The organism is Nonomuraea sp. NPDC047529 (genome assembly GCF_040642995.1).
In the GTDB taxonomy this organism is placed as follows: domain Bacteria; phylum Actinomycetota; class Actinomycetes; order Streptosporangiales; family Streptosporangiaceae; genus Nonomuraea.
The window spans coordinates 291,081-310,448 of sequence record NZ_JBEYTJ010000003.1 but is presented as its reverse complement, the minus strand read 5'-3'; the positions used below and the strand labels follow the sequence as shown (position 1 = coordinate 310,448).

Here is a 19,368-nt window from a genome sequence, read left to right as displayed (position 1 = left end):
CCGTGGCACGACACTCTTGACCAAATGTGTCCGACACATGGATCCTTACGCAATGACAACGGGGGTGTTGCGAAACCCTGACTTCCTCCGGTTCCTGACTTCACATGTGGGGAACGAACTGGGAGCGAATATCTCGCGCGTGGCCCTCCCGCTCGTTGCGGTCGTCACGCTGCACGCGCAACCGGCCCAGGTGGCCCTGCTGTCCGCGCTCCAGACCACCGCGTTCCTCCTGCTCGGCCTGCCCGCGGGGGTGTGGGTCGACCGGATGCGCCGACGCCGCGTGATGATGGTCTCCGACTCGGCCAGGTTCCTGCTGCTGGCGACCATTCCGCTGGCGGCGCAGCTGGGCGTGCTGTCGATCGAGATGATGTTCGCGGTCGCCTTCCTGGCCGGTGTGGCGCAGGTGTTCAACGACGTCGCCGACCAGACGTACCTGCCCAGCCTGGTGAGCACGCCGCAGCTCAGCGACGGCAACTCCAAGCTGGAGGTCGTGCGCTCGGGCAGCTTCCTGGCCGGGCCGGGCGTCGGCGGCCTGCTGGTGCAGCTCATCGGCGCACCGCGGACGCTGGTCGCCACCGCGCTGGGCTCGCTGGCGTCGGTGCTGTTCCTCGGCAGCATCAAGACCCCCGACAAGCCGCCGGCATCGGGCGAACGCGAGCCGCTCCTGCGCGGCATCGGCGCGGGCCTGCGCTACGTGTGGCGCGACGGCCTGCTGCGCATGTTCGCCGCGTCCTCGGTGGTGACGAACGTCACGGTCGGCGGCGTGCTCGGCCTGTCGGTGCTGTTCCTGGCCGACGAGGTGGGGCTGGCGCCCGGTCTCATCGGCATGCTGCTCATGTCCGGCGGGTTCGGCGGCGTGGCCGCGGGCCTGCTCGGCGCCCTGCTGTCGAGGCGGATCGGCACGGCCAGGATGACCTGGCTCTCCGTCACCGTGCCGGCGCCCTTCGCCCTGCTGCTGCCGATGACCCAGTCCGACTGGCGGGTGGCGTTCTTCGCCGTCACCTCGATCGCGCTGTCGTGGAGCGCGGCGCTGAGCACCGTCGGCCAGATCACCTACCGGCAGACGACGGTGCCCGAGCATCTGCTGGGCCGGGTCAACGCCTCGTTCCGGTCGTTGATGTGGGGGTCGGTCCCGCTGGGCGCGTTGCTCGGCGGGATCATCGCCCAGCATCTCGGCGTCCGGACGGCCTTGTGGGTGCTGATGTGCGGGCGGGTCGTGTCGTTCGTGCCGCTGCTGTTCTCGCCGCTGCCCCGATTACGTGACTTCGACCAGACTCAGGCCAGCTCGTAGACCGCGCCGCTGCGCGCCAGCTCGATGGGCCCGGCATAGCCGCCCTTCGACGCGTCCTCCAGCACCCTGGCGTTGTCGTTCCACGGCACGAGATGGGTGAGCACGAGTTTGCCGGCGTTCGCCTTGGCCGCGTGCTCGGCCGCCTGACGGCCGGTCAGGTGCAGGTCGGGAGGCAGGTCGGGGCCTTCGACGAACGACGCCTCGCACAGCATGAGATCGGCCCCCGTGGCCAGCCTGACCAGCTCCGCCGACTCCCCGGTGTCCCCCGAGTACGCCACGCACACGTCGTCGGTGGCCACCCTGAACCCGTACGCCTCGACCGGATGGTTCACCAGGCCGGCCGTGACGATGAACGGCCCCACCTCGAACGAGCCGGGCGACAACACCGTGAAGTCGAAGGCGGTCTCCAGGCCGGGCTCGTCCGGCATCCCGTACGCCGCCGCCAGCCGCGCCGGCGCCCCCTCGGGCGCGTAGACCGGCACGGGCGGGTACGGCGCGTCGGGCCCGTACGTGCGGGCCACGTGGTAGCCGCAGACGTCGAGGCAGTGGTCGGCGTGCAGATGGGACAGGCAGATGGCGTCCACGTCGTAGAGGCCGATGTGGCGCTGGAGCGCGCCGAGCGACCCGTTGCCGAGGTCGAGCAGCATCCTGAACCCCTCGGCCTCGACGAGATAGCAGGACGCGGGGCTGTCGGGGCCGGGGTAGCTGCCCGAGCATCCGACGATGGTCACCTTCATGTGGGCCTCCCGCTAAAGGTAGTACCCCCCACTGGCGCGACTTCGACCACGTCGATCTCCGGGCCCAGGAAGCGCCTGCCCAGGCGGGCGAAGAGCCGGGAGTCGCCGGTGGCGCGGAAGCGGTGCCGGGGGGTGGACTCGCCTCCCGCCGCCAGTCCGCGGTCGTGCAGGATCCGGTAGACGTCCTTGGCCGTCTCGTCGGCGCTGGAGACCAGCGTGACGCCGTCGCCGACGACGTAGGAGATCGCGCCGGTGAGCAGCGGGTAATGGGTGCAGCCGAGGATGAGCGTGTCGCAGCCGGCCGCGCTGATGGGCTCCAGGTAGCCGCGCAGGACGTCGATGAGCTCCTTGCTCATCGTCTCGCCGCGCTCGACGTACTCCACCAGGCGTGGGGCGGCCACGCCGGTGAGCTGCACGTCGGGGGCCGCGGTGAAGGCGTCGTGGTAGGCCAGCGACGTGATGGTGGCCTGGGTGGCGATCACGCCGACCCGGCCGGTGCGGGTGGCGCGGACCGCGCGCCTGGTGGCGGGCTGGATCACCTCGACGACCGGCACGTCGTAGCGTTCGCGGGCGTCGCGCAGCACGGCGGCGCTGGCGCTGTTGCAGGCGATGACGAGCATCTTGACGTCCTGGCCGACGAGGTGGTCCATCACCTCAAGGGCGTAGGCGCGCAGCTCGGCGATGGGCTTCGGCCCGTACGGCTGGCGGGCCGTGTCCGCCACGTAGGTGATCGACTCGTGGGGTAGCTGGTCGATGATCGCGCGTGCGACCGTCAGGCCGCCCACCCCGCTGTCGAAGATCCCAATACTCGCGTCCGGCACGTTCTAGAGGGTAGGCGACCTGCGCGATCAACACTGCGTAAGAATGCTCACACCTGGTGAAGGCGGGACTGTTGTGTTGCTCACATCAGCCCCTTCCGACCCTGGCGAGCTGGCGCGACTGGGCGACCAGGCGGCCCGCGGAGTCCCACACCTCGACCTCCTCGTCGAACCAGCCGTCCGCGATGAGACGGCCGCCGCCGATCAGGGTGAGCCAGCCGGGGGCGGGCAGGGCGCGCAAATGCCAGGTCAGCTCGACGGTGGGCGCCCAGCCGCGGGCGCCGGCGGAGAACACCACGGGCGGCAGCGCGTCCACGGCCAGGGCCAGCACGTACGGGTCGGCGTCCTGCGGCTCGGCCATCCTGAAGTACGCCCGCGACTCCGGCCGGCCCGTGGGGTCGCCCTTCAGCCAGGCGATGGTGGGCGGGTCGAAGCGCATGTCCATCTGGGCGTTGAGCGTCATGTTGTTCTCGGGCTTGGGATCGGGGAGCTTGACGCACTCCTCGACCTGCGGCATGACGACCGAGGGCGCGTCGGTGTAGACGGGATCGGCGCCGGTCAGGGTGGCGGTGGTGATCAGGCTCTCGATCTGCGGCACGCCGTCCTGGACGAGCGTGGCCCTGGCGAACGCGGCCGTGCGGCCCGACTTCAGCGGCTCGACCCTGACCTGGGCGGGGCCGGCGACCGGTGACCTGAGGAACTGCGAGGTGGTGCTCACCGGGTGCTCGAACGGCGAGGCGTCCACGGCGGCGCGCAGGACCACGGCCATCAGGTATCCGCCGTTGAGCGGGCCGCCGATGGAGTATCCGGGGTCGAGGCACACGTCATAGGTGGTCTCGTCGACCCTGATCGCCTGTGTGGCCTCGTCGAACTTGGTCATCCCGCCCTGCCTTCACCGTACGGAACTATATTCTAGTGGTCCCCCACTTTACGCGGGGCTGCGGCGTTCGCACCACGCCGTTCCCATATCAGCGCGCCTACCTGGGAAAACACCCTCAGGATGGAACAGTTCGATCATGGCAACTGTCACCGAACTCATCGGTCACTCGGTGTGGGACTCGAACGGGGTGTGGGTCGGTCACGTCGTCGACCTCCGCGTCCACAAGCACAAGGGCGAGCTCCAGCAGAGCCAGACGGTCTACGGGCTGGTCGTCTCGGGGCGGCGCGCGCCCGTCCTGCTCGGGCTCACGCGTGACCGCCATGGCCGCTCCCCCTGGCTGTCCAGGACGCTGGCGCGGACGGTGTACGTCGGGAGCACGTTCGTCCCCTGGGCCTACGTGACGGACTGGACAGGCGGCGAGGTTCACCTCGATGTGCTGAAAAAGGAGCTGAATCGGGCATAATCCTGACTTCAGCACATTGCAAGCGGTCATCTAGCAACATCAGCTACCTTCTCTGTGGTCAAAAGTCCACATTGTGAGTTGAGTGATGTCTGCGAATAATCCCCCTTACGGCGATGATCCCGACCGCACCACGGCGTACCGAGGCGGCTGGGAGCAGCCGCAGGAGCCGCAGCAGCAGCCGTACCAGCAGCCCTATGGTCAGCAGGCCCCCCAGCCGGGGCAGCCGGCATACAGCCCCCAGTCCGCCTACGGCCAGCAGCCCGCCTACGGCGCCCCGTACGGCGGCCAGGCGCAGCAGAACCAGCAGAACTGGCAGCAGCAACAGCAGCAGACCTGGCCGCCACAGGACCAGTACGCGCAGCAGCAGGGCTGGCAGCAACAGGACCAGTACGCCCAGCAAGGTTGGCAACAGCAGGACCAGCAGGGTTGGCAGCAGCAGGGCCCCGACGGCTTCGGCCCGCCGCAACCGGCGAAGAAGGGCGGCCGCAAGGGCTGGCTGATCGCCGGCGCGGCGGCGCTCGCGGTGGTGCTGCTCGGCGGCGGCGCGGTGTGGGCCGTGGGCGCGATCGGCGGTGGCGGCACGCAGCCGGACGAGGTCCTGCCCGCCAACGCGATCGCCTACGCCCGCCTCGACCTCGACCCGGCCGCCAACCAGAAGCTGGCGCTGTTCCAGCTCGCCAGGAAGTTCACGGTCACCAAGGGCTCCTTCACCGGCGAGGACCCGCGCCAGGCCCTGTTCAACCTGGTCAACGAGAGCGGCGACAAGAAGATCGACTTCGGCAAGGACGTGGACCCGTGGCTGGGCAGCAGGGTCGGCTTCGCCGCCGTGCCCTCGGGCAAGTCCGAGCCCGACTTCGCGGTCGCCGTCCAGGTCAAGGACCAGACGCAGGCCAAGGCGGGCATCGCCAAGCTCATGGACGGCGACAAGTACGGCATCGCCTTCCGCGACGACTACGCGCTGCTGTCCTCGACGCAGGCGCTGGCCGACAAGTTCGCGCAGGGTGAGGCCACCCTCGCCGACAACAACGAGTTCAGCGACGACATGGGCGACGTCGGCGAGCAGGGCGTGCTGTCGTTCTGGGCGGACATGGGCGGGCTGGCCAAGCTCACCCCCATCCCCGCCGAGCAGGCCGCGAGCATCGAGCCCATCAAGGACGCCCGCTTCGCCGGTGCGCTGCGCTTCGACAGCGCGTACGTCGAGCTGGCCGGCCTGGTCAGGGGCGCCAAGGGCGTGACCGCGGACGACCTCCAGCCCGCGTCCCTGGGCACGCTGCCCGCGGGCACGGCCGGCGCCGTGTCGGTCTCCGGCATGGACCAGATGATCACCAAGCAGTGGGCCCAGATCCAGAAGTCGGCCGCGGCCAGCGGCGGCGCCGAGGTGCAGCAGCTCCTCGAACAGGCCAAGACCAAGTTCGGCCTCGACCTGCCGGGCGACCTCGCCACGGTGCTCGGCAAGAACTTCACGGTCGCGGTGGACAGCCAGGGTCTGGACGGCGACCAGATCAAGGCCGGCGTCCGCGTCGTCACCGACCCGGCGAAGGCCCAGGCCGTCGTCGCCAAGATCGAGAAGGCGCTGGCGGCGAGCGGGCAGCCCGCTCCGCAGATCGCCAAGGTCCCCGGTGACGGCGTCTTCACGGCGGCGACGAGCGAGGAGTACGCCAAGAAGCTGGCCGAGGAGGGCACGCTGGGCGACTCCGAGACGTTCCAGACCGCGATCCCCAACGCCGGCGAGGCCACGTTCGCGCTGTTCGTGGACCTCGACAAGGTCGAGCACCTGTACCTGCAGAGCATGGACGGCGACGACAAGGCCAACGCGCAGGTCCTGCGGGCGGTCGGCCTGAGCGGCAAGCAGAGCGCCACCGAGGCGGACTTCTCGCTGCGGGTCCTGTTCAACTGACCAGGTTGAACTGACCTGGAAGAAGGGGGCGGCCGGACCGGCCGCCCCCTTCTCATGTCGTCAGGCCCAGAGCTGCCCTTCCAGACGTTCTTCGGCCTCCTCCAGGGTGCCCTCGTAGGCGCCCGTGGACAGGTACTTCCAGCCGCCGTCGGCCACCACGAAGGCGACGTCGGCGCGCTCGCCCGCCTTGACCGCCTTCCTGGCCACGCCCAGCGCGGCGTGCAGCGCGGCGCCGGTCGAGACCCCGGCGAAGATGCCCTCGGCGGCCAGCAGCTCGCGGGTGCGCCGCAGCGCGTCGGCCGAGCCGACCGAGAAGCGGGTGGTCAGCACGGACTCGTCGTAGAGCTCCGGGATGAAGCCCTCGTCGACGTTGCGCAGGCCGTAGACCAGCTCGCCGTAGCGCGGCTCGGCGGCGACGATCTGCACGCCGGGCACGTGCTCGCGCAGGTACCGGCCGACGCCCATCAGCGTGCCCGTGGTGCCGAGCCCGGCCACGAAATGGGTGATCGTGGGCAGGTCGGCCAGGATCTCCGGGCCGGTGGTCTCGTAGTGGGAGCGCCAGTTGGCCGGGTTTCCGTACTGGTAGAGCATCACCCAGGACGGGTTCTCCGCGGCCAGGCCCTTGGCCACGCGCACGGCCTCGTTGGAACCGCCCGCGGCGGGCGAGGAGATGATCTCCGCGCCCCACATGCGCAGGAGCTGCCGGCGCTCCTCGGAGGTGTTCTCCGGCATCACGCAGATCAGCTTGTAGCCCTTGAGCCTGGCCGACATCGCCAGCGAGATGCCGGTGTTGCCGCTGGTGGGCTCAAGGATCGTGCAGCCGGGCGTGAGCAGGCCGTCCTTCTCGGCCTGCTCGATCATCCACAGCGCCGGCCGGTCCTTGATCGACCCGGTCGGGTTGCGGTCTTCGAGCTTGGCCCAGACGCGCACCTCGGGCGAGGGCGACAGCCGGGGCAGCCCGACGAGCGGCGTGCGCCCGACCGAGTCGATCAGCGAGTCGAACCGCATGTCACCCGCCGGCGACGGCGGGCAGCACGGTGACCGTGTCGCCGTCGGACACCGGGGTGCCGAGGCCGCCGAGGAAGCGCACGTCCTCGTCGTTGAGGTAGACGTTGACGAAGCGGCGCAGGCTGCCCTCGTCGACCAGGCGGGCCTTGATGCCGGGGTGCCGGGACTCAAGGTTGCTGATCAGCTCGTCGAGGGTGGCGCCCTCGGCGTCGACGGCCTTGGCGCCGTCGGTGTAGTTACGCAGGATGGTGGGAATGCGAACCTCGATGGCCATCGCGGTCATTCTCCTCTTATCTGGTCGTCGTCCCATCGGCGCCAACACCGAGGGCTGGGTACGGATTCCAGATCAGCGACAGTCGTAGACGACGACGGCCGGAGTGTGCGCGAAGAGGTAGCTCTGCACCGGCCGGACCATCATGGGAGGAATCTTACCTCTTCCTCCTCGATCACTCCGTCGAGGATCCGGTAGGAGCGGAACTCGACCTCGTTCTCGTCCCTGGTCGAGACCAGGACGTAGTGGGCCTGCGGCTCGGAGGCGTAGGACACGTCGGTGCGCGACGGGTACGCCTCGGTGGCGGTGTGGGAGTGGTAGATCACGACGGGCTCCTCGTCGCGGTCGTCCATCTCCCGCCAGACGCGGAACTGCTCCATGGAGTCGAACCGGTAGAACGTGGGCGAACGCTCGGCGTTCTCCATCGGGACGAACCGCTCGGGAACGCCGTTCCTACCCGCGATCACACCGCACGCCTCGTCGGGATGGTCGGCCCGCGCGTGCGCGACGATCTTGTCCACCAGTTCCTGCGAGATCGTGAGCATGCCCGGAAGCTACCAGAGGGCGCGTACCAGGCTGTCTTGGAGGTAGGTCAGCCAGTCGTAGGTGACGTAGGCCGGGTAGCGGGGGTCGTCCTCGGACATCGTGGCGATCTCGTCGTGGACCTCCTCGGTCACGTCGAGCTTGGTGCCGAGCGTCAGGCGGACGTCGTTGAGCGAGCGCAGCCACGCCTGGGCCTGCTCGGGCGTCAGGTCGGCGCGGCCCGAGCGCGCGGTCTCCAGGACGGTCCGGGCGTCGGCGCGCTTGCCGTCGCGCAGCGTGGCCTCGGTGTAGCGGCGGAACTCCGTGGCCTCCTTCTCGTCCTCGTACGCCGAGGGGAACAGCCGGGCCAGCACCGGATCGGTCGGCGCCTGGGCCGCCCCGATGCCGAGCGCCCGCTCCAGCGGATCGTCGCTGGTCTCGCCCGGCGACACCAGGCCGAGCAACATCGAGACGAGCGAGCGCAGCAGCGAGACCTCCGCCGCCTCGAACCGCGCGATGACCGAGCCGTCCCGCCCGGCCGAGAACCCCGAACTCACCGCCGCCGCCTCACTTGACCGAATCCGGCTGGACCGTCGCCCACAGGCCGTAGGAGTGAAGAATCTGCACATCGCGTTCCATCTCTTCGCGCGTGCCACTGGACACGACCGCCTTGCCCTTTTGGTGGACGTCCAGCATCAGTTTCTCCGCCTTCTCCTTGGTATAGCCGAAGACGGTTTGGAAGACATAGGTCACGTAGGACATGAGGTTGACCGGGTCGTTCCAGACGATGGTCACCCATGGCAGATCGGGCCGGACGTCCGATGACGGACGCTCGACGGTGATTGGAGCGGTGCTACCCACATCCCCGAGTCTGCCCTATCTGGGCCGTAGTCTTCGAGTCGTGAGAATGACCATGAGCACTGCGTTGCTCACAGATCACTATGAGCTGACGATGCTCCAGGCGGCGCTGCGCAGCGGTGCCGCGCACCGGCGCGCGGTCTTCGAGGTGTTCGCCCGGCATCTGCCGGGCGGGCGCCGGTACGGGGTCGTGGCCGGCGTCGGACGCATCCTGGACGAGCTCGAACGCTTCCGTTTCGGTGACGAAGAACTCACTTTTCTCCGCGAGCAGGAGGTTGTCGACGAATCGACTCTGGCGTTTCTCGCCGATTACCGGTTTTCCGGGAACGTCTACGGCTACCGCGAGGGCGACCTCTACTTCCCCGCCTCCCCGATCATGATCGTCGAGGGCACCTTCGCCGAGGCCGTGCTGCTGGAGACGCTGGCGCTGTCGATCCTCAACCACGACTGCGCCATCGCCTCGGCCGCCTCCCGCATGACCAACGCCGCCGGCAAGCGCCCGCTGATCGAGATGGGCTCGCGCCGCACGCACGAGTACGCCGCCGTCGCCGCCGCCCGCGCCGCCTACATCGCCGGGTTCGCCTCCACCTCCAACCTCATGGCCGGCCACCGGTACGGAGTCCCGACCGCGGGCACGGCCGCGCACGCCTTCACCCTGCTGCACGACTCCGAGCGCGACGCGTTCGAGGCCCAGATCGCCTCACTCGGCGCGGAGACGACGCTGCTGGTGGACACCTACGACGTGCAGCAGGCGGTGCGCACGGCGGTCGAGCTGGCCGGGAACAAGCTGGGCGCGGTCCGCATCGACTCCGGCGACCTGGCCGCCGCCGCGCAGGAGGTGCGCGAGCTGCTCGACTCGCTCGGCGCCTTCGACACCCGCATCGTGGTCACCTCCGACCTCGACGAGTACGCCATCGCCGCGCTCGCCGCCGCCCCCGTGGACGGCTACGGCGTGGGCACCTCCCTGGTGACCGGGTCCGGCGTCCCCACGGCGGCCCTGGTGTACAAGCTGGTGGCGCGGGAGACCGGGGCGGGCCGGCTGGAGGCCGTGGCCAAGCGCTCGGTCGGCAAGCCGTCGCGCGGCGGGCGCAAGGAGGCGTACCGGCTGCTCGACGCGGGCGGGCACATCGAGACCGAGCTGATCACCACCGGCGGCGTCGTCCCCGACGGCGGCATCCCCCTGCTGCACGAGCTGGTGCGCGACGGCGAGATCGTCGGCCGGGAACCCCTCTCGGCCGCCCGCGACCGCCACGCCGAGGCCGTCGCGCTGCTCCCCCAGGAGGCGCTGCACCTCGGCAGGGGGTATGCGGCGATCCCCACGGAGTTCGTCTGACGTATCGTGCTCTTATGGGCACCGCGTTGATCATCGTCGATGTGCAGAACGACTTCTGCGAGGGTGGGAGCCTGGCCGTGGCCGGCGGCTCCGAGGTGGCCGCCGAGATCACCCGCCATCTCAGCGAGCACGGCTACGACCACGTCGTGGCCACCCGTGACCACCACGTCGAGCCCGGCACCCACTTCTCGGACACCCCCGACTACGTCACGACCTGGCCCGCCCACTGCGTGGCCGGCACCCCCGGCGCCGACTTCCACCCCTCCTTCGACGTCTCGGAGGTGGAGGAGGTCTTCAGCAAGGGCTCCCACGCGGCCGCCTACAGCGGTTTCGAGGGCACCTCGGGCGACGGCGCGCCGCTGGCCGACTGGCTGCGCGAGCACGGGGTGACCGAGGTCGACGTGGTGGGCATCGCCACCGACCACTGCGTCCGCGCCACCGCGCTCGACGCGGTGGCCAACGGGCTGGCCGTACGCGTGCTGCTCGACCTCACCGCGGGCGTCTCCCCGGCCACCACGCAGTCGGCCATGGCCCAGATGGAGGCCGCGGGCGTGACGCTGACGGGCGCCCCCAAGGAAGGCTGACCGGCCCCTTGACCTCACCGGCCACCGCCGGGACTTCGCCATGCCCGCACTGATCACGGACGGTACACAGTGCGCAACCCTGCGGTCATGTGATATCCAAGGATGACCTAACCCCTCCGCAGTCGAAGTAGTACGTAGAGTCATATCTCTTCATCCTGTGCGAGGTTCCTCAATGCTTGCCATCTCCCTGGGCGCGGCCTGGCTGCTCCTCACCCCTCTCGCCCTCTGGGTGCTCGTCAAGGGCCGTCCGGGAGCGCGGGTGGGGGCGGTCGTGACACTGGCGCTGCTGGAGGTCGCGACGGTCGCGATGAGCGACGTGCCCGCCGGCCGTGGCCCCACGGTCGTGGCCCATGACATGCCGCCCGCGCCGGCGCTGCCCGCGTGCGACGAGCGCACCCCGATCCCCCAGTGGGCCACGGTCGGCGGGCACGTCGGCCGGCGGCTCGTGCTGTCGTGGACGGCCGCGCCGCACGAGTGCGCGACGGCCAAGGTGATCGCCCGTCCCGAGGGCCGCCGGTTGCTGGTGTGGGTGCACGAGGGTCCACTGAGCGGCGACCATGAGGGCGTACGCGTCCTTCCCGTCCGCGTCAAGGACGGCCGGGCCGCGCTGACGGTCCCGCTCCCGGCCGACGAGCGGTACATCCCGGTGGACGGCCGCTCCGGCAGGCGCATCCCGGCCCCCGCGCGCCTCTAGAGAGTCGCGACGGCCAGCCGCAGGGCGTCGTCGAACCTGGCGAACACCTCGAACGCGTGCCGCAACCCGGTGATCGACAACACCCGAGCCATCACCCCGTGCACCCCCGCGAGCAGCAGCCGGGTGCCCCTCGACTCGCACCGCTGCATGACCTCGACGAGCTCGTTCATGCCCATCGAGTCGCAGAAGGCGACCTCGCCGAGGTCCAGGATCAGGAACGGCTTGGCGGGCAGCTCCCAGATGCGCAGCAGGTGCTCGCGCAGGATCGGGATGGCGTAGACGTCGAGCTCCCCTTCGAGCCGGACGATGACGGCGTTCCGGGAGAGGCCGGAGGTGACGGTCAGCGTCGACTTGCCGGGGGCCTCAGACGACATGGGCAAGATCCTTCTGGTATCCCGAGACAGCCAAGAGGGTTCTTGCCGTTCTGGCCGGCCTTCTAACGGAAGGTCACTGCTCTGTGTCCAAATGTGCAGGGTCCCCCACCGGCCCTTCGCCGGTTCGCGGGAACCGGCGAAGGGGGTGCGGCTAGCGTCGCTGGGTGGCCCAGCGGCGGATGGCGTCGATGCGTTCCTGGATCTGCTCGGACGTTGCCTGCGCGATCGGCGGGCCGCCGCACGTGCGGCGCAGCTCGGCGTGGATGACCCCGTGGGGCTGGCCCGTGCGGTGGTTCCAGGCGCCCACCAGGCCGTTGAGCTCGCGGCGCAGCTCGGCGATCTGCTCGTGGGGGGCCAAGGTCTCCTTGGGCTGCTCGGCCGGGCCCTGCCTGCGCTTGGCGGCCTGCTGGTCGGACTGGCGCTTGCGGAGCAGGGTGGCCACCTGGTCGGGCTCTAGGAGGCCGGGCAGGCCCAGGAAGTCCTCCTCCTCGGCCGAGCCGATCTCCGCGCCGGTGCCGAACTCGCCGCCGTCGAAGAGCACCCGGTCGAAGGTGGCCGAGGTCTCCATCGTCTCGAACGGCAGCTCGTCGCCCAGGACGTCGGGGTTGTCCTTCTGACGGTTGGCCTGCTCCAGCAGGCTGTCGTCGAGGCCGTCCTCCGGAGGCTTCCTGTTGAGCACGTGGTCGCGCTCGACCTCCATCTCGTTGGCCAGCCCCATGAGGGTGGGCACCGAGGGGAGGAAGACCGAGGCCGTCTCGCCGCGCTTGCGGGCGCGGACGAAGCGGCCCACGGCCTGGGCGAAGAAGAGCGGGGTCGAGGTCGAGGTGGCGTAGACGCCCACGCACAGGCGCGGGATGTCGACGCCCTCGGACACCATGCGGACGGCCACCAGCCAGCGGTCTTCGGAGGCGGCGAACTGCTTGATCTTCTTGGACGCCCCCGGGTCGTCGGACAGGACGACCGTCGCGCCCTCGCCGGTGATGTTGCGCAGGTGGCGGGAGTAGGCCCGGGCGGTCTCGTGGTCGGTGGCGATCACCAGGCCGCCCGCGTCGGGCACGCCCCGGCGGACCTCGGTCAGGCGGCGGTCGGCGGCCTGCATGACCTGGCGGATCCAGTCGCCCTTGGGGTCGAGCGCGGCCCGCCACGCCTGGGAGAGCTGGTCCTTGGTGAGCGGGGTGCCGAGCGTCGCGGCGATCTCGTCGCCCGCGCGGGTGCGCCACTTCATCTCGCCGGAGTAGGCCAGGAAGATCACCGGACGCACGACGCCGTCGTCGAGCGCCGGGCCGTAGCCGTAGGAGAAGTCGGAGACGCTGCGCTTGGCGCCCTCGGCGTCCTCCTCGTAGCCGACGAACGGGATCGGGTTGTCGTCGGACCTGAACGGCGTGCCGGTGAGCTGGAGCCGGCGGGTGGCGGGCTCGAACGCCTCGCGCACGCCGTCGCCCCACGACTTGGCGTCGCCCGCGTGGTGGATCTCGTCGAAGATGACCAGGGTCTTGCGGGCCTCGGTGCGCGCCCGGTGGAGCGCGGGGTGCATCGCGACCTGCGCGTACGTCACCGCCACCCCGGTGTAGTCGCGCGAGGTGGTGCCCTGGCTGTTCTTGAACTCGGGGTCGATGCCGATGCCGACCCGGGCGGCGGCGTCGGCCCACTGGCGCTTGAGGTGCTCGGTGGGCGTGACGACGGTGACGGCCCTGATCACACCGTTGGCCAGCAGCTCGCTGGCGATGCGCAGGGCGTAGGTCGTCTTGCCCGCGCCGGGGGTGGCCACGGTGAGGAAGTCACGCGGCTCGCGCCTGAAGTACAGGTCGAACGCCTGCTGCTGCCAGGCGCGCAGCTTGGGCGCGGTGCCCCACGCGGCGCGGTCTGGATAGGAAGGCGAAAGGTGGGACGCGGCGAAGGTGCTCACCGCATCACCTCTGGGGTTCGTGTGCTTCGCTCTCTCACAGTGACCCAAGAGTAATCGGGCTCACCGACAAGACGTGCCGTGCACCGAGGATTCTGGCCAAGGTCTTCCCTACGTGCTATGTGGCTTATCTGAAGCTCGTCATCACCGCGTCCAGCGCCTGTCTCCCGGTGGTCGCCTCGGGCTGGAGCAGCCCGAGGAGCAGTACCGCGCGGCCCGCGCGGGTGAGAAGCATCACGCGCAGGAAGGCGGGCCGGTTGACGACGTCCTGGTACTCGGCCCGCAGCGCCCTGGTGTGCCCCTGCGGGATGTCGCGGTCGTCGACGACCGTGACCTTGTCGCCCTTGAGCAGCAGCCTGGAGTACAGCTCGGCGGCCTCCCCGGCGGCCTTCTTGGCGTTCGGCACGGGGTCGGGCACCCGCATGGCCATGACCAGCGCGCCGTTCCCGTCCCTGGCGACCGACGTGAAGCCGGTGACCGGCGGGATCGTGCCGGCGCTCCAGCCGGGCGGCAGCCGCAGTGACACGCCCGCCACGGCGTCGCTCAGCCGGTCGGACTCCGGCGGCGGCGCGGTGAGCCGGGACGCCACCGTACTCACCCCCGCGACCAGCCCCGCCACCGCCGCCACCGCCGCCACGGCGACCAGGGCGCCGGCCACGCGCCGTCCGCGCCTCGGGGGCTCCTCCAGCGGCCCGGGGTCGGCCGGGGTGCCGTAGAACCGCGCCGAGGGCGGCAGCGGCTCGGAGGCGGCCGGCGGGTCGGGCGGGACGGTCCTGCGGATCCGCGGGTTCCACGCCGTCTCCCGCTCGTACGGGTCGCGCCCGCGGCGGGGCGGCCAGGGGGCCTCCTCCGCGTCCTCGTCGGGGTCGTCCGGGGGGTCCGCGTCCTGGGGAGGAGTGCGGCGGTGCCGGGGCCCGGAAGCGGGGGGCCAGACCCGGTGATCATCCTCCATGACACCTCCTCGTCCCGTTGTCCTATCACTCCTCGGGACGAAGATCTGGCGATCCGTGATCGCTGTGGCGGGAGGGGCAGAATCGCACGATCAGCGCGTACGGGCGGCCAGGAACGTGGTGGCGAGCCCGATGAGCGCCATCATGACCGAGATCACCACGAACCCGGTGGCGATCTGCCCGGACTCGTGGCCGATGAAGTTGATCACCGCGCCGCCCAGGCCGACGGTCAGCGCGGAGCCCAGCATGTCGGTGACCGACAGCGCCGCCGAGTTGGCGCCCTGCTCACTGACCGGCGACTGCCTGAGCGCGGTGACGCTGACCGTGGTCATGCCGAGGCCCATCCCGAACCCGGCCGCGATCCAGGCCGGCACCGCGATCCACCCGCTCACCGCGGGCAGCGCCGCGAACAGCGCGATCACGATCCCGACCGTGACGCACACCGCTCCGAGCCTGATCCGCCGGTGCGGCTCGGCGGTCCGCCTGCTCTGCAGGAACGAGCCCGCCGACCAGCCGAGCGCGCCCGTGGTCAGCGCGATCCCGGCGGCCCTGGCGTCGAAGAACTTGACCGACGTCAGCACCAGCGGGATGAAGGAGTTGACGCCGAAGAAGGCCGCCGAGAAGAACCCGCGCAGCAGCACGGTGGTGGGCAGCCCGCGGCCGAACCGCAGCGCGCCCGGCGGCAGCAGCCGATACAGGCCGTAGATCAGGAAGCCCAGCCCGCCGAGCGTGGCGGCCGTGCCGACCAGCGGCTGTTTGTGCAGCTCGTCCACGCCCCACAGCAGCACGCCCGCACCGCCGGCGGCGGAGGTGGCGGCCAGCGTCATCGCCAGCGGCTGCGAACGCGGCCCGCGCGGGCCCTCCTCGGCCTGCTCGGGCCCGGCCATCCGGAGCGCGGGGACGAGCATCACCAGCGCGGGCACCACCAGCGGGATGATCCCGTAGAAGACGTAACGCCAGCCCCACTGCTCGGCGACGGCCCCCGCCACGGCGGGCCCGACCATCGAGGGCACGACCCAGGCGGCCGACAGCGCCGCGAAGACCTTGGGCCGCAGGTCCGCCGGGTAGACCCGGGCGATCATCACGTACAGCGCCACGATCGAGGCTCCGGCCCCCAATCCCTGGACGGCCCGCGCGATCAGGAACAGCTCCTTGGCGTCCGCCGTGCCGGCCAGCGCCATCCCGGCGACGAACAGCACCACCCCGGCCAGGAACGGCAGCGGGTAGCCGCGCCGGTCCGACCAGAGCCCGGCGACCACGTTGGCGAACAGGCTGGCGATGAGGAAGGCGGAGAAGCTGATGCCGTAGAGGTTGAGCGCGTCGAGGTCGCGGGAGACCTCCGGCATCACGACGCCGACCGACATCCCCTCGAAGGCGATCAGGGTGACCACGAGGACGATCCCCAAAGTGGCCGTGCGGTACGCCGGTCCTAGGATCCGGGGTGAGATGTCGGGAGCGTCGATTGCCTTCGGTGCTGTCACCTACACATGGTAAATGCGTCGAATCTACGCATCTGCGCTGCGTCGGTACACCGTCCACATCTCGTGCATGCGGTCGGCCTGGCCCTGGGTGAACTCCGACATGCACCGGTCATGGGCATAGTCCATGTAGTTGTGCATCGGGTCGGTGCCGGTGTTGGGGCAGGTGTCCTTGCTCTCGGGACAGCCCTCGGTGGCGCGGGCCTCGGGGGCGGTGTCGGCGATGCCGTCGCCCGGCTCGTCGCAGCCGTTCTCGAAGGTGTGGAACAGGCCGAGCCAGTGGCCGATCTCGTGGACGACGGTGAAGCCCTTGTCGTAGTTGGTCATCGCGCCGCCGGGCAGGCTGCGCCAGTCGATCACGACGCCGTCGAGGGCGGGGGCGCCGGCGTACCAGTAGGGGTAGCTGGCGAAGCCCAGCATGAGCTCGCTGAGCTGGGCGATGTAGAGGTTGAGCGTCTGGGCGCCGCCCTGGTGCAGGCGGGTCTTCATGGCCTTCTCGCCGCCGACCGGGTCGGCGAACCAGGTGGCGTTCTCCTTGACGGAGACGGACTCCAGCTTGAAGCGCAGGCCGGTGTCCACGCCGCCGTTGCGGCCGGCGTAGGCGGCGTTGAGCACGTCGATCTGGGTTCTGACCAGCTGCTCGGAGATCTTGCGCCGGCCGTCGGTGAGGATGACCACCCGGGTCGGCACGGTGATGCGCGTGGGCACGGTCAACCCCCGCAACCGGGTCTTCAGCTCGGCCGAGATCCTGGCGACGTCTTCGGGGAGCGGCGAGCGCGGGCCGGTCCCGGCCGGTGCGCGCGGGGCGGCCAGGCGCGCAGCTGACGGGACGCACGCGGACGCCGGCTCGGCGCCGACCGGGAGCGGCATGGCGCCGAGCGGGAACGGCGGGGCGAGCCCGGCCGCGAGCAGGCATGCCAACGAGACGGCGGTCGCGCGCCGGGCCATACGATCCCCCCGTGACGGTAAGGGCTGGTCAGATTACCGACCGTAGCCTTACCCGGGGGGAATGGGCTTCAGCAACACTCACTGCTTCTTGTCGTCATCGCCACCGCCGCCGGGCGGGAGACCTTCGTAGATCTCCTTGCACTCCGGGCAGACCGGGTATTTCTTCGGGTCACGGCTGGGCACCCAGATCTTGCCGCAGAGCGCGCGGATGGGCGTGCCCGTCACCATGCTCTCGGTGATCTTGTGCTTGTCCGCGTAGTGGGCGAACCGCTCGTGGTCGCCGTCACCGTGAGAGGTGCGCGGAGTGGTCTCCTGCTCAGGGAGGATCTTCGTGCTCACCCCATCGAGTTTATGCCCGCCGGCGACCGGTCCCGCGTTCCGGACCGGCGCGGCAGCGCGGCGAGCCCGGGGAGCCAGCCGAGGACGATTCCCCAGATCAGACCCGCGACCAGGCCGCCGCCGAGATAGCCGAGGTAGGCGCCGATCCCGGCCTCGGCGACGGTGGCGAGCAGGGCGGCGCGCACCAGGTTCACCGCGACCGCGGCGACCAGGAACCTGCCCCAGGTGCGCCAGAGTCCGCCGCGCGTGGACGCCACCGCGCCGACCAGGGCGAGCGCGAGGACCGTGTCGGCGAGCGTGAGCAGCCAGGTCGTCTCGCCCAGGGGGACGACGCGCAGGCCCGGCAGCGCGTACGGGGCCCCGACCGCGGACGGCACGGCCAGGTAGCCGACCCTCGTGACCAGGACCGCGCCGAACAGACCGAACCCCACGACGATCAACAAGGTGACGATCGCCGGCAGGCTATTGCGAACAAGGCTCATGTTCGGCAGGCTAGCCGCGTCCATGATTCTGATGGAAGACCCTATTTCCCGGCATCCGCGGAGATCAGATGAAGCGTGCCAGGTTGCTCGCGACGACAGCCGTGCTCGTCCTGCTGGCCGGAGGCGCTGTCGCCGCCGCGACCAGGGACGCTCCTCCGTCCACCCCCCGCTACGTCACCGACGACCGCGGCCGGGCGCTGATCCTGCACGGGTTCAACACGGCGGGCAGCGCCAAGGGCGCCCCGGACGCGCTCCCGGAGCTGACCCCGGACGACATCGACCGCGAATACCGGGACATGGGCACGAACTTCGTGCGCTTCCTCATCCTGTGGCGGGCCGTGGAGCCCTCCCCCGGCACCTATGACATGAAATATCTGGACAAGGTGGCTGAGCGGGTGCGGTGGTACTCCGACCGCGGCTACCAGGTCATGCTCGACATGCACCAGGACCTGTGGGGCAACGCCATCACCCCCACCGGCGTCGCCGGCAACGGCGCGCCCGCCTGGGCCACCCACACCGACGGCCTGCCGGTGGCCACCGAGCAGTTCACCTGGGAGATGTACTACCTGGAACCCGGCGTCATCCGGGCCTTCGACCACTTCTGGAACACCACCGGCGACCACCCCGACCTGATGGACCGCTACGCCAAGGCGTGGGCGGCGGTCGCGGCCCGCTTCAAGGACGTGCCGGGCGTTCTCGGGTACGACCTGATGAACGAGCCGTGGGGCGGCTCGGTGCAGGGCGCGACGTTCGAGACCGGCCCCCTTGCCACCCTCTACCGCAGGACCATCGCCCGGATCAGGGAGGTCGACCCCGACCGCTGGATCTTCCTGGAGCCGCAGGCCGTGGGCGTCAACTGGGGCCTGCCGTCGGCGCTGCCGCGCTTCGACGACCCGCGCGGCGGCCCGCCGCGCATCGCCTTCGCCCCGCACCTCTACCCGCTGCCCCTGGACCTCGGCGACGACTACGCCGCCGGCTCCAAGCAGTGGACCGACCGCACGCTCGGCTGGTGGCGCGAGAACATCGCGCGGACGGCCGAGCGCATGCGGGCGCCGGTCCTGCTGGGCGAGTTCGGGCTGGACATGACCAGACCGGGCGCTTCCGACCTGGTGCGGAAGGTGCAGGAGGTGAGCGACCAGGTGGGCACGGGCATGGCGTACTGGTCGCGGGACGCCGACGCCTGGGGGCCGTACGACGCGAAGGGGAAGGCCACTCCGCTGCCGGGCGTGTACGTCAGGGCGTACCCGAGGGCGATCGGCGGCGTCCCGGTCGGCGTCACGTACGGCGAGAACCGCCTCCAGGTGGTCTTCGAAGCCAACGAGACCGGCCCCACCGAGATATACCTGCCCGAGCGCGGCTTCCCGAACGGCGCCCAGGTGGACGGCGGCACGGCCGTCTGGAACGCCGCCCGGCGCATCCTGACGGTCACCACCAAGACCTCGGGCCGCGTCATCCTGACCGTCACCGCCAAATAGCGGCCCCCGCGACAGAGGGGCCCCGGACAGCGGAACGGCCCCCGCCACGATGGCGGGGGCCGT

General features: G+C 70.6%; 22 protein-coding genes. 7 read left to right on the top strand and 15 right to left on the bottom strand.

Going from position 1 to position 19,368, the window contains the following annotated elements; genetic code table 11:
* The first annotated feature begins 37 nt into the window (after positions 1-37).
* A complete protein-coding gene (locus ABZ815_RS07970; RefSeq protein ID WP_357695224.1) occupies positions 38-1,291 on the top strand; it encodes an MFS transporter in 1,254 nt (417 codons plus the stop codon).
* Here ABZ815_RS07970 and ABZ815_RS07965 read toward each other — a convergent pair.
* From ABZ815_RS07965 to ABZ815_RS07955, 3 genes are all read right to left on the bottom strand, one after another.
* On the bottom strand, positions 1,276-2,028 hold the full coding sequence (locus ABZ815_RS07965) for an MBL fold metallo-hydrolase (RefSeq protein ID WP_357695222.1): 753 nt from the start codon (positions 2,026-2,028) through the stop codon (positions 1,276-1,278). The two genes, ABZ815_RS07970 and ABZ815_RS07965, sit on opposite strands and share 16 nt — an antisense overlap.
* The gene (gene murI / locus ABZ815_RS07960; protein WP_357695220.1) at positions 2,025-2,849 is read right to left on the bottom strand and encodes a glutamate racemase; all 825 of its coding nucleotides are present in this window, start codon (positions 2,847-2,849) and stop codon (positions 2,025-2,027) included. Before murI ends, ABZ815_RS07965 begins: the two co-directional genes overlap by 4 nt.
* A gap of 85 nt (positions 2,850-2,934) precedes the next feature.
* Complete coding sequence (locus ABZ815_RS07955) at positions 2,935-3,726, bottom strand: thioesterase family protein (protein WP_357695218.1); 792 nt, start codon at positions 3,724-3,726, stop codon at positions 2,935-2,937.
* A 136-nt stretch (positions 3,727-3,862) separates the two neighbouring features.
* Here ABZ815_RS07955 and ABZ815_RS07950 point away from each other — a divergent pair, with 136 nt between their 5' ends.
* Together ABZ815_RS07950 and ABZ815_RS07945 are read left to right on the top strand one after the other, a co-directional pair.
* Positions 3,863-4,189, top strand: a complete 327-nt coding sequence (locus ABZ815_RS07950) for a hypothetical protein (RefSeq protein ID WP_357695216.1) — start codon at positions 3,863-3,865, stop codon at positions 4,187-4,189.
* Between the two features lie 85 nt (positions 4,190-4,274).
* Complete coding sequence (locus ABZ815_RS07945; protein ID WP_357695418.1) at positions 4,275-6,086, top strand: DUF3352 domain-containing protein; 1,812 nt, start codon at positions 4,275-4,277, stop codon at positions 6,084-6,086.
* 60 nt (positions 6,087-6,146) lie between these two features.
* Here the strand turns inward: ABZ815_RS07945 and ABZ815_RS07940 are convergent, their stop codons facing one another.
* From ABZ815_RS07940 to clpS, 5 genes are all read right to left on the bottom strand, one after another.
* Positions 6,147-7,094, bottom strand: coding sequence for a cysteine synthase (locus ABZ815_RS07940; RefSeq protein WP_357695214.1), 948 nt, complete (start codon positions 7,092-7,094; stop codon positions 6,147-6,149).
* A gap of 1 nt (position 7,095) precedes the next feature.
* Positions 7,096-7,368, bottom strand: a complete 273-nt coding sequence (locus ABZ815_RS07935; protein WP_357695212.1) for a MoaD/ThiS family protein — start codon at positions 7,366-7,368, stop codon at positions 7,096-7,098.
* Between the two features lie 140 nt (positions 7,369-7,508).
* Positions 7,509-7,910 (bottom strand): M67 family metallopeptidase, encoded by a 402-nt coding sequence (locus tag ABZ815_RS07930; RefSeq protein ID WP_357695210.1) that lies wholly within the window; start codon positions 7,908-7,910, stop codon positions 7,509-7,511.
* A 9-nt stretch (positions 7,911-7,919) separates the two neighbouring features.
* Positions 7,920-8,444 (bottom strand): DUF2017 domain-containing protein, encoded by a 525-nt coding sequence (locus ABZ815_RS07925; RefSeq protein ID WP_357695208.1) that lies wholly within the window; start codon positions 8,442-8,444, stop codon positions 7,920-7,922.
* Positions 8,445-8,454: 10 nt separating this feature from the next.
* Positions 8,455-8,748: an ATP-dependent Clp protease adapter ClpS gene (gene clpS, locus ABZ815_RS07920; RefSeq protein ID WP_352350112.1), complete on the bottom strand. Its 294-nt coding sequence runs from the start codon at positions 8,746-8,748 to the stop codon at positions 8,455-8,457.
* Positions 8,749-8,794: 46 nt separating this feature from the next.
* On the opposite strand from clpS, the gene ABZ815_RS07915 reads away from it, so the two are divergent.
* From ABZ815_RS07915 to ABZ815_RS07905, 3 genes are all read left to right on the top strand, one after another.
* The gene (locus ABZ815_RS07915) at positions 8,795-10,078 is read left to right on the top strand and encodes a nicotinate phosphoribosyltransferase (RefSeq protein WP_357695206.1); all 1,284 of its coding nucleotides are present in this window, start codon (positions 8,795-8,797) and stop codon (positions 10,076-10,078) included.
* Positions 10,079-10,092: 14 nt separating this feature from the next.
* Positions 10,093-10,662 (top strand): nicotinamidase, encoded by a 570-nt coding sequence (locus ABZ815_RS07910; RefSeq protein WP_357695204.1) that lies wholly within the window; start codon positions 10,093-10,095, stop codon positions 10,660-10,662.
* Between the two features lie 172 nt (positions 10,663-10,834).
* Positions 10,835-11,356 carry a hypothetical protein gene (locus ABZ815_RS07905; RefSeq protein WP_357695202.1) on the top strand — a complete coding sequence of 174 codons (522 nt, stop codon included), beginning with the start codon at positions 10,835-10,837 and terminating at the stop codon, positions 11,354-11,356.
* Here the strand turns inward: ABZ815_RS07905 and ABZ815_RS07900 are convergent.
* The 7 genes from ABZ815_RS07900 to ABZ815_RS07870 all read right to left on the bottom strand — a co-directional run bounded on the left by ABZ815_RS07900 (position 11,353) and on the right by ABZ815_RS07870 (position 17,830).
* The gene (locus ABZ815_RS07900; protein WP_357695200.1) at positions 11,353-11,730 is read right to left on the bottom strand and encodes an STAS domain-containing protein; all 378 of its coding nucleotides are present in this window, start codon (positions 11,728-11,730) and stop codon (positions 11,353-11,355) included. The two genes, ABZ815_RS07905 and ABZ815_RS07900, sit on opposite strands and share 4 nt — an antisense overlap.
* A 151-nt stretch (positions 11,731-11,881) precedes the next feature.
* Positions 11,882-13,636: a DEAD/DEAH box helicase gene (locus ABZ815_RS07895; protein ID WP_357695199.1), complete on the bottom strand. Its 1,755-nt coding sequence runs from the start codon at positions 13,634-13,636 to the stop codon at positions 11,882-11,884.
* Between the two features lie 124 nt (positions 13,637-13,760).
* Positions 13,761-14,585 carry a hypothetical protein gene (locus tag ABZ815_RS07890; RefSeq protein WP_357695197.1) on the bottom strand — a complete coding sequence of 275 codons (825 nt, stop codon included), beginning with the start codon at positions 14,583-14,585 and terminating at the stop codon, positions 13,761-13,763.
* 90 nt (positions 14,586-14,675) lie between these two features.
* Complete coding sequence (locus tag ABZ815_RS07885) at positions 14,676-16,064, bottom strand: MFS transporter (protein WP_357695195.1); 1,389 nt, start codon at positions 16,062-16,064, stop codon at positions 14,676-14,678.
* 24 nt (positions 16,065-16,088) lie between these two features.
* On the bottom strand, positions 16,089-17,009 hold the full coding sequence (locus tag ABZ815_RS07880; protein ID WP_357695194.1) for a zinc metalloprotease: 921 nt from the start codon (positions 17,007-17,009) through the stop codon (positions 16,089-16,091).
* A gap of 78 nt (positions 17,010-17,087) precedes the next feature.
* Positions 17,088-17,348 (bottom strand): DUF3039 domain-containing protein, encoded by a 261-nt coding sequence (locus tag ABZ815_RS07875; RefSeq protein WP_357695193.1) that lies wholly within the window; start codon positions 17,346-17,348, stop codon positions 17,088-17,090.
* The gene (locus tag ABZ815_RS07870) at positions 17,345-17,830 is read right to left on the bottom strand and encodes a hypothetical protein (RefSeq protein WP_357695191.1); all 486 of its coding nucleotides are present in this window, start codon (positions 17,828-17,830) and stop codon (positions 17,345-17,347) included. The genes ABZ815_RS07875 and ABZ815_RS07870 overlap by 4 nt, the downstream gene beginning before the upstream one ends.
* A 68-nt stretch (positions 17,831-17,898) precedes the next feature.
* On the opposite strand from ABZ815_RS07870, the gene ABZ815_RS07865 reads away from it, so the two are divergent.
* The gene (locus ABZ815_RS07865) at positions 17,899-19,305 is read left to right on the top strand and encodes a cellulase family glycosylhydrolase (protein ID WP_357695189.1); all 1,407 of its coding nucleotides are present in this window, start codon (positions 17,899-17,901) and stop codon (positions 19,303-19,305) included.
* Positions 19,306-19,368: the final 63 nt, after the last annotated feature.

Bases quoted from the DNA above. Each gene is read 5' to 3' on its own strand.
- ABZ815_RS07880 (WP_357695194.1), bottom strand. From the start codon at position 17,009: ATGGCCCGGCGCGCGACCGCCGTCTCGTTGGCATGCCTGCTCGCGGCC.
- ABZ815_RS07935 (WP_357695212.1), bottom strand. From the start codon at position 7,368: ATGGCCATCGAGGTTCGCATTCCCACCATCCTGCGTAACTACACCGAC.
- ABZ815_RS07890 (WP_357695197.1), bottom strand. From the start codon at position 14,585: ATGGAGGATGATCACCGGGTCTGGCCCCCCGCTTCCGGGCCCCGGCAC.
- ABZ815_RS07965 (WP_357695222.1), bottom strand. From the start codon at position 2,028: ATGAAGGTGACCATCGTCGGATGCTCGGGCAGCTACCCCGGCCCCGAC.
- ABZ815_RS07870 (WP_357695191.1), bottom strand. From the start codon at position 17,830: ATGAGCCTTGTTCGCAATAGCCTGCCGGCGATCGTCACCTTGTTGATC.
- ABZ815_RS07945 (WP_357695418.1), top strand. From the start codon at position 4,275: ATGTCTGCGAATAATCCCCCTTACGGCGATGATCCCGACCGCACCACG.
- ABZ815_RS07930 (WP_357695210.1), bottom strand. From the start codon at position 7,910: ATGCTCACGATCTCGCAGGAACTGGTGGACAAGATCGTCGCGCACGCG.
- ABZ815_RS07915 (WP_357695206.1), top strand. From the start codon at position 8,795: ATGACCATGAGCACTGCGTTGCTCACAGATCACTATGAGCTGACGATG.
- ABZ815_RS07910 (WP_357695204.1), top strand. From the start codon at position 10,093: ATGGGCACCGCGTTGATCATCGTCGATGTGCAGAACGACTTCTGCGAG.
- ABZ815_RS07900 (WP_357695200.1), bottom strand. From the start codon at position 11,730: ATGTCGTCTGAGGCCCCCGGCAAGTCGACGCTGACCGTCACCTCCGGC.
- ABZ815_RS07950 (WP_357695216.1), top strand. From the start codon at position 3,863: ATGGCAACTGTCACCGAACTCATCGGTCACTCGGTGTGGGACTCGAAC.
- ABZ815_RS07955 (WP_357695218.1), bottom strand. From the start codon at position 3,726: ATGACCAAGTTCGACGAGGCCACACAGGCGATCAGGGTCGACGAGACC.
- ABZ815_RS07970 (WP_357695224.1), top strand. From the start codon at position 38: ATGGATCCTTACGCAATGACAACGGGGGTGTTGCGAAACCCTGACTTC.
- ABZ815_RS07940 (WP_357695214.1), bottom strand. From the start codon at position 7,094: ATGCGGTTCGACTCGCTGATCGACTCGGTCGGGCGCACGCCGCTCGTC.
- ABZ815_RS07905 (WP_357695202.1), top strand. From the start codon at position 10,835: ATGCTTGCCATCTCCCTGGGCGCGGCCTGGCTGCTCCTCACCCCTCTC.
- ABZ815_RS07865 (WP_357695189.1), top strand. From the start codon at position 17,899: ATGAAGCGTGCCAGGTTGCTCGCGACGACAGCCGTGCTCGTCCTGCTG.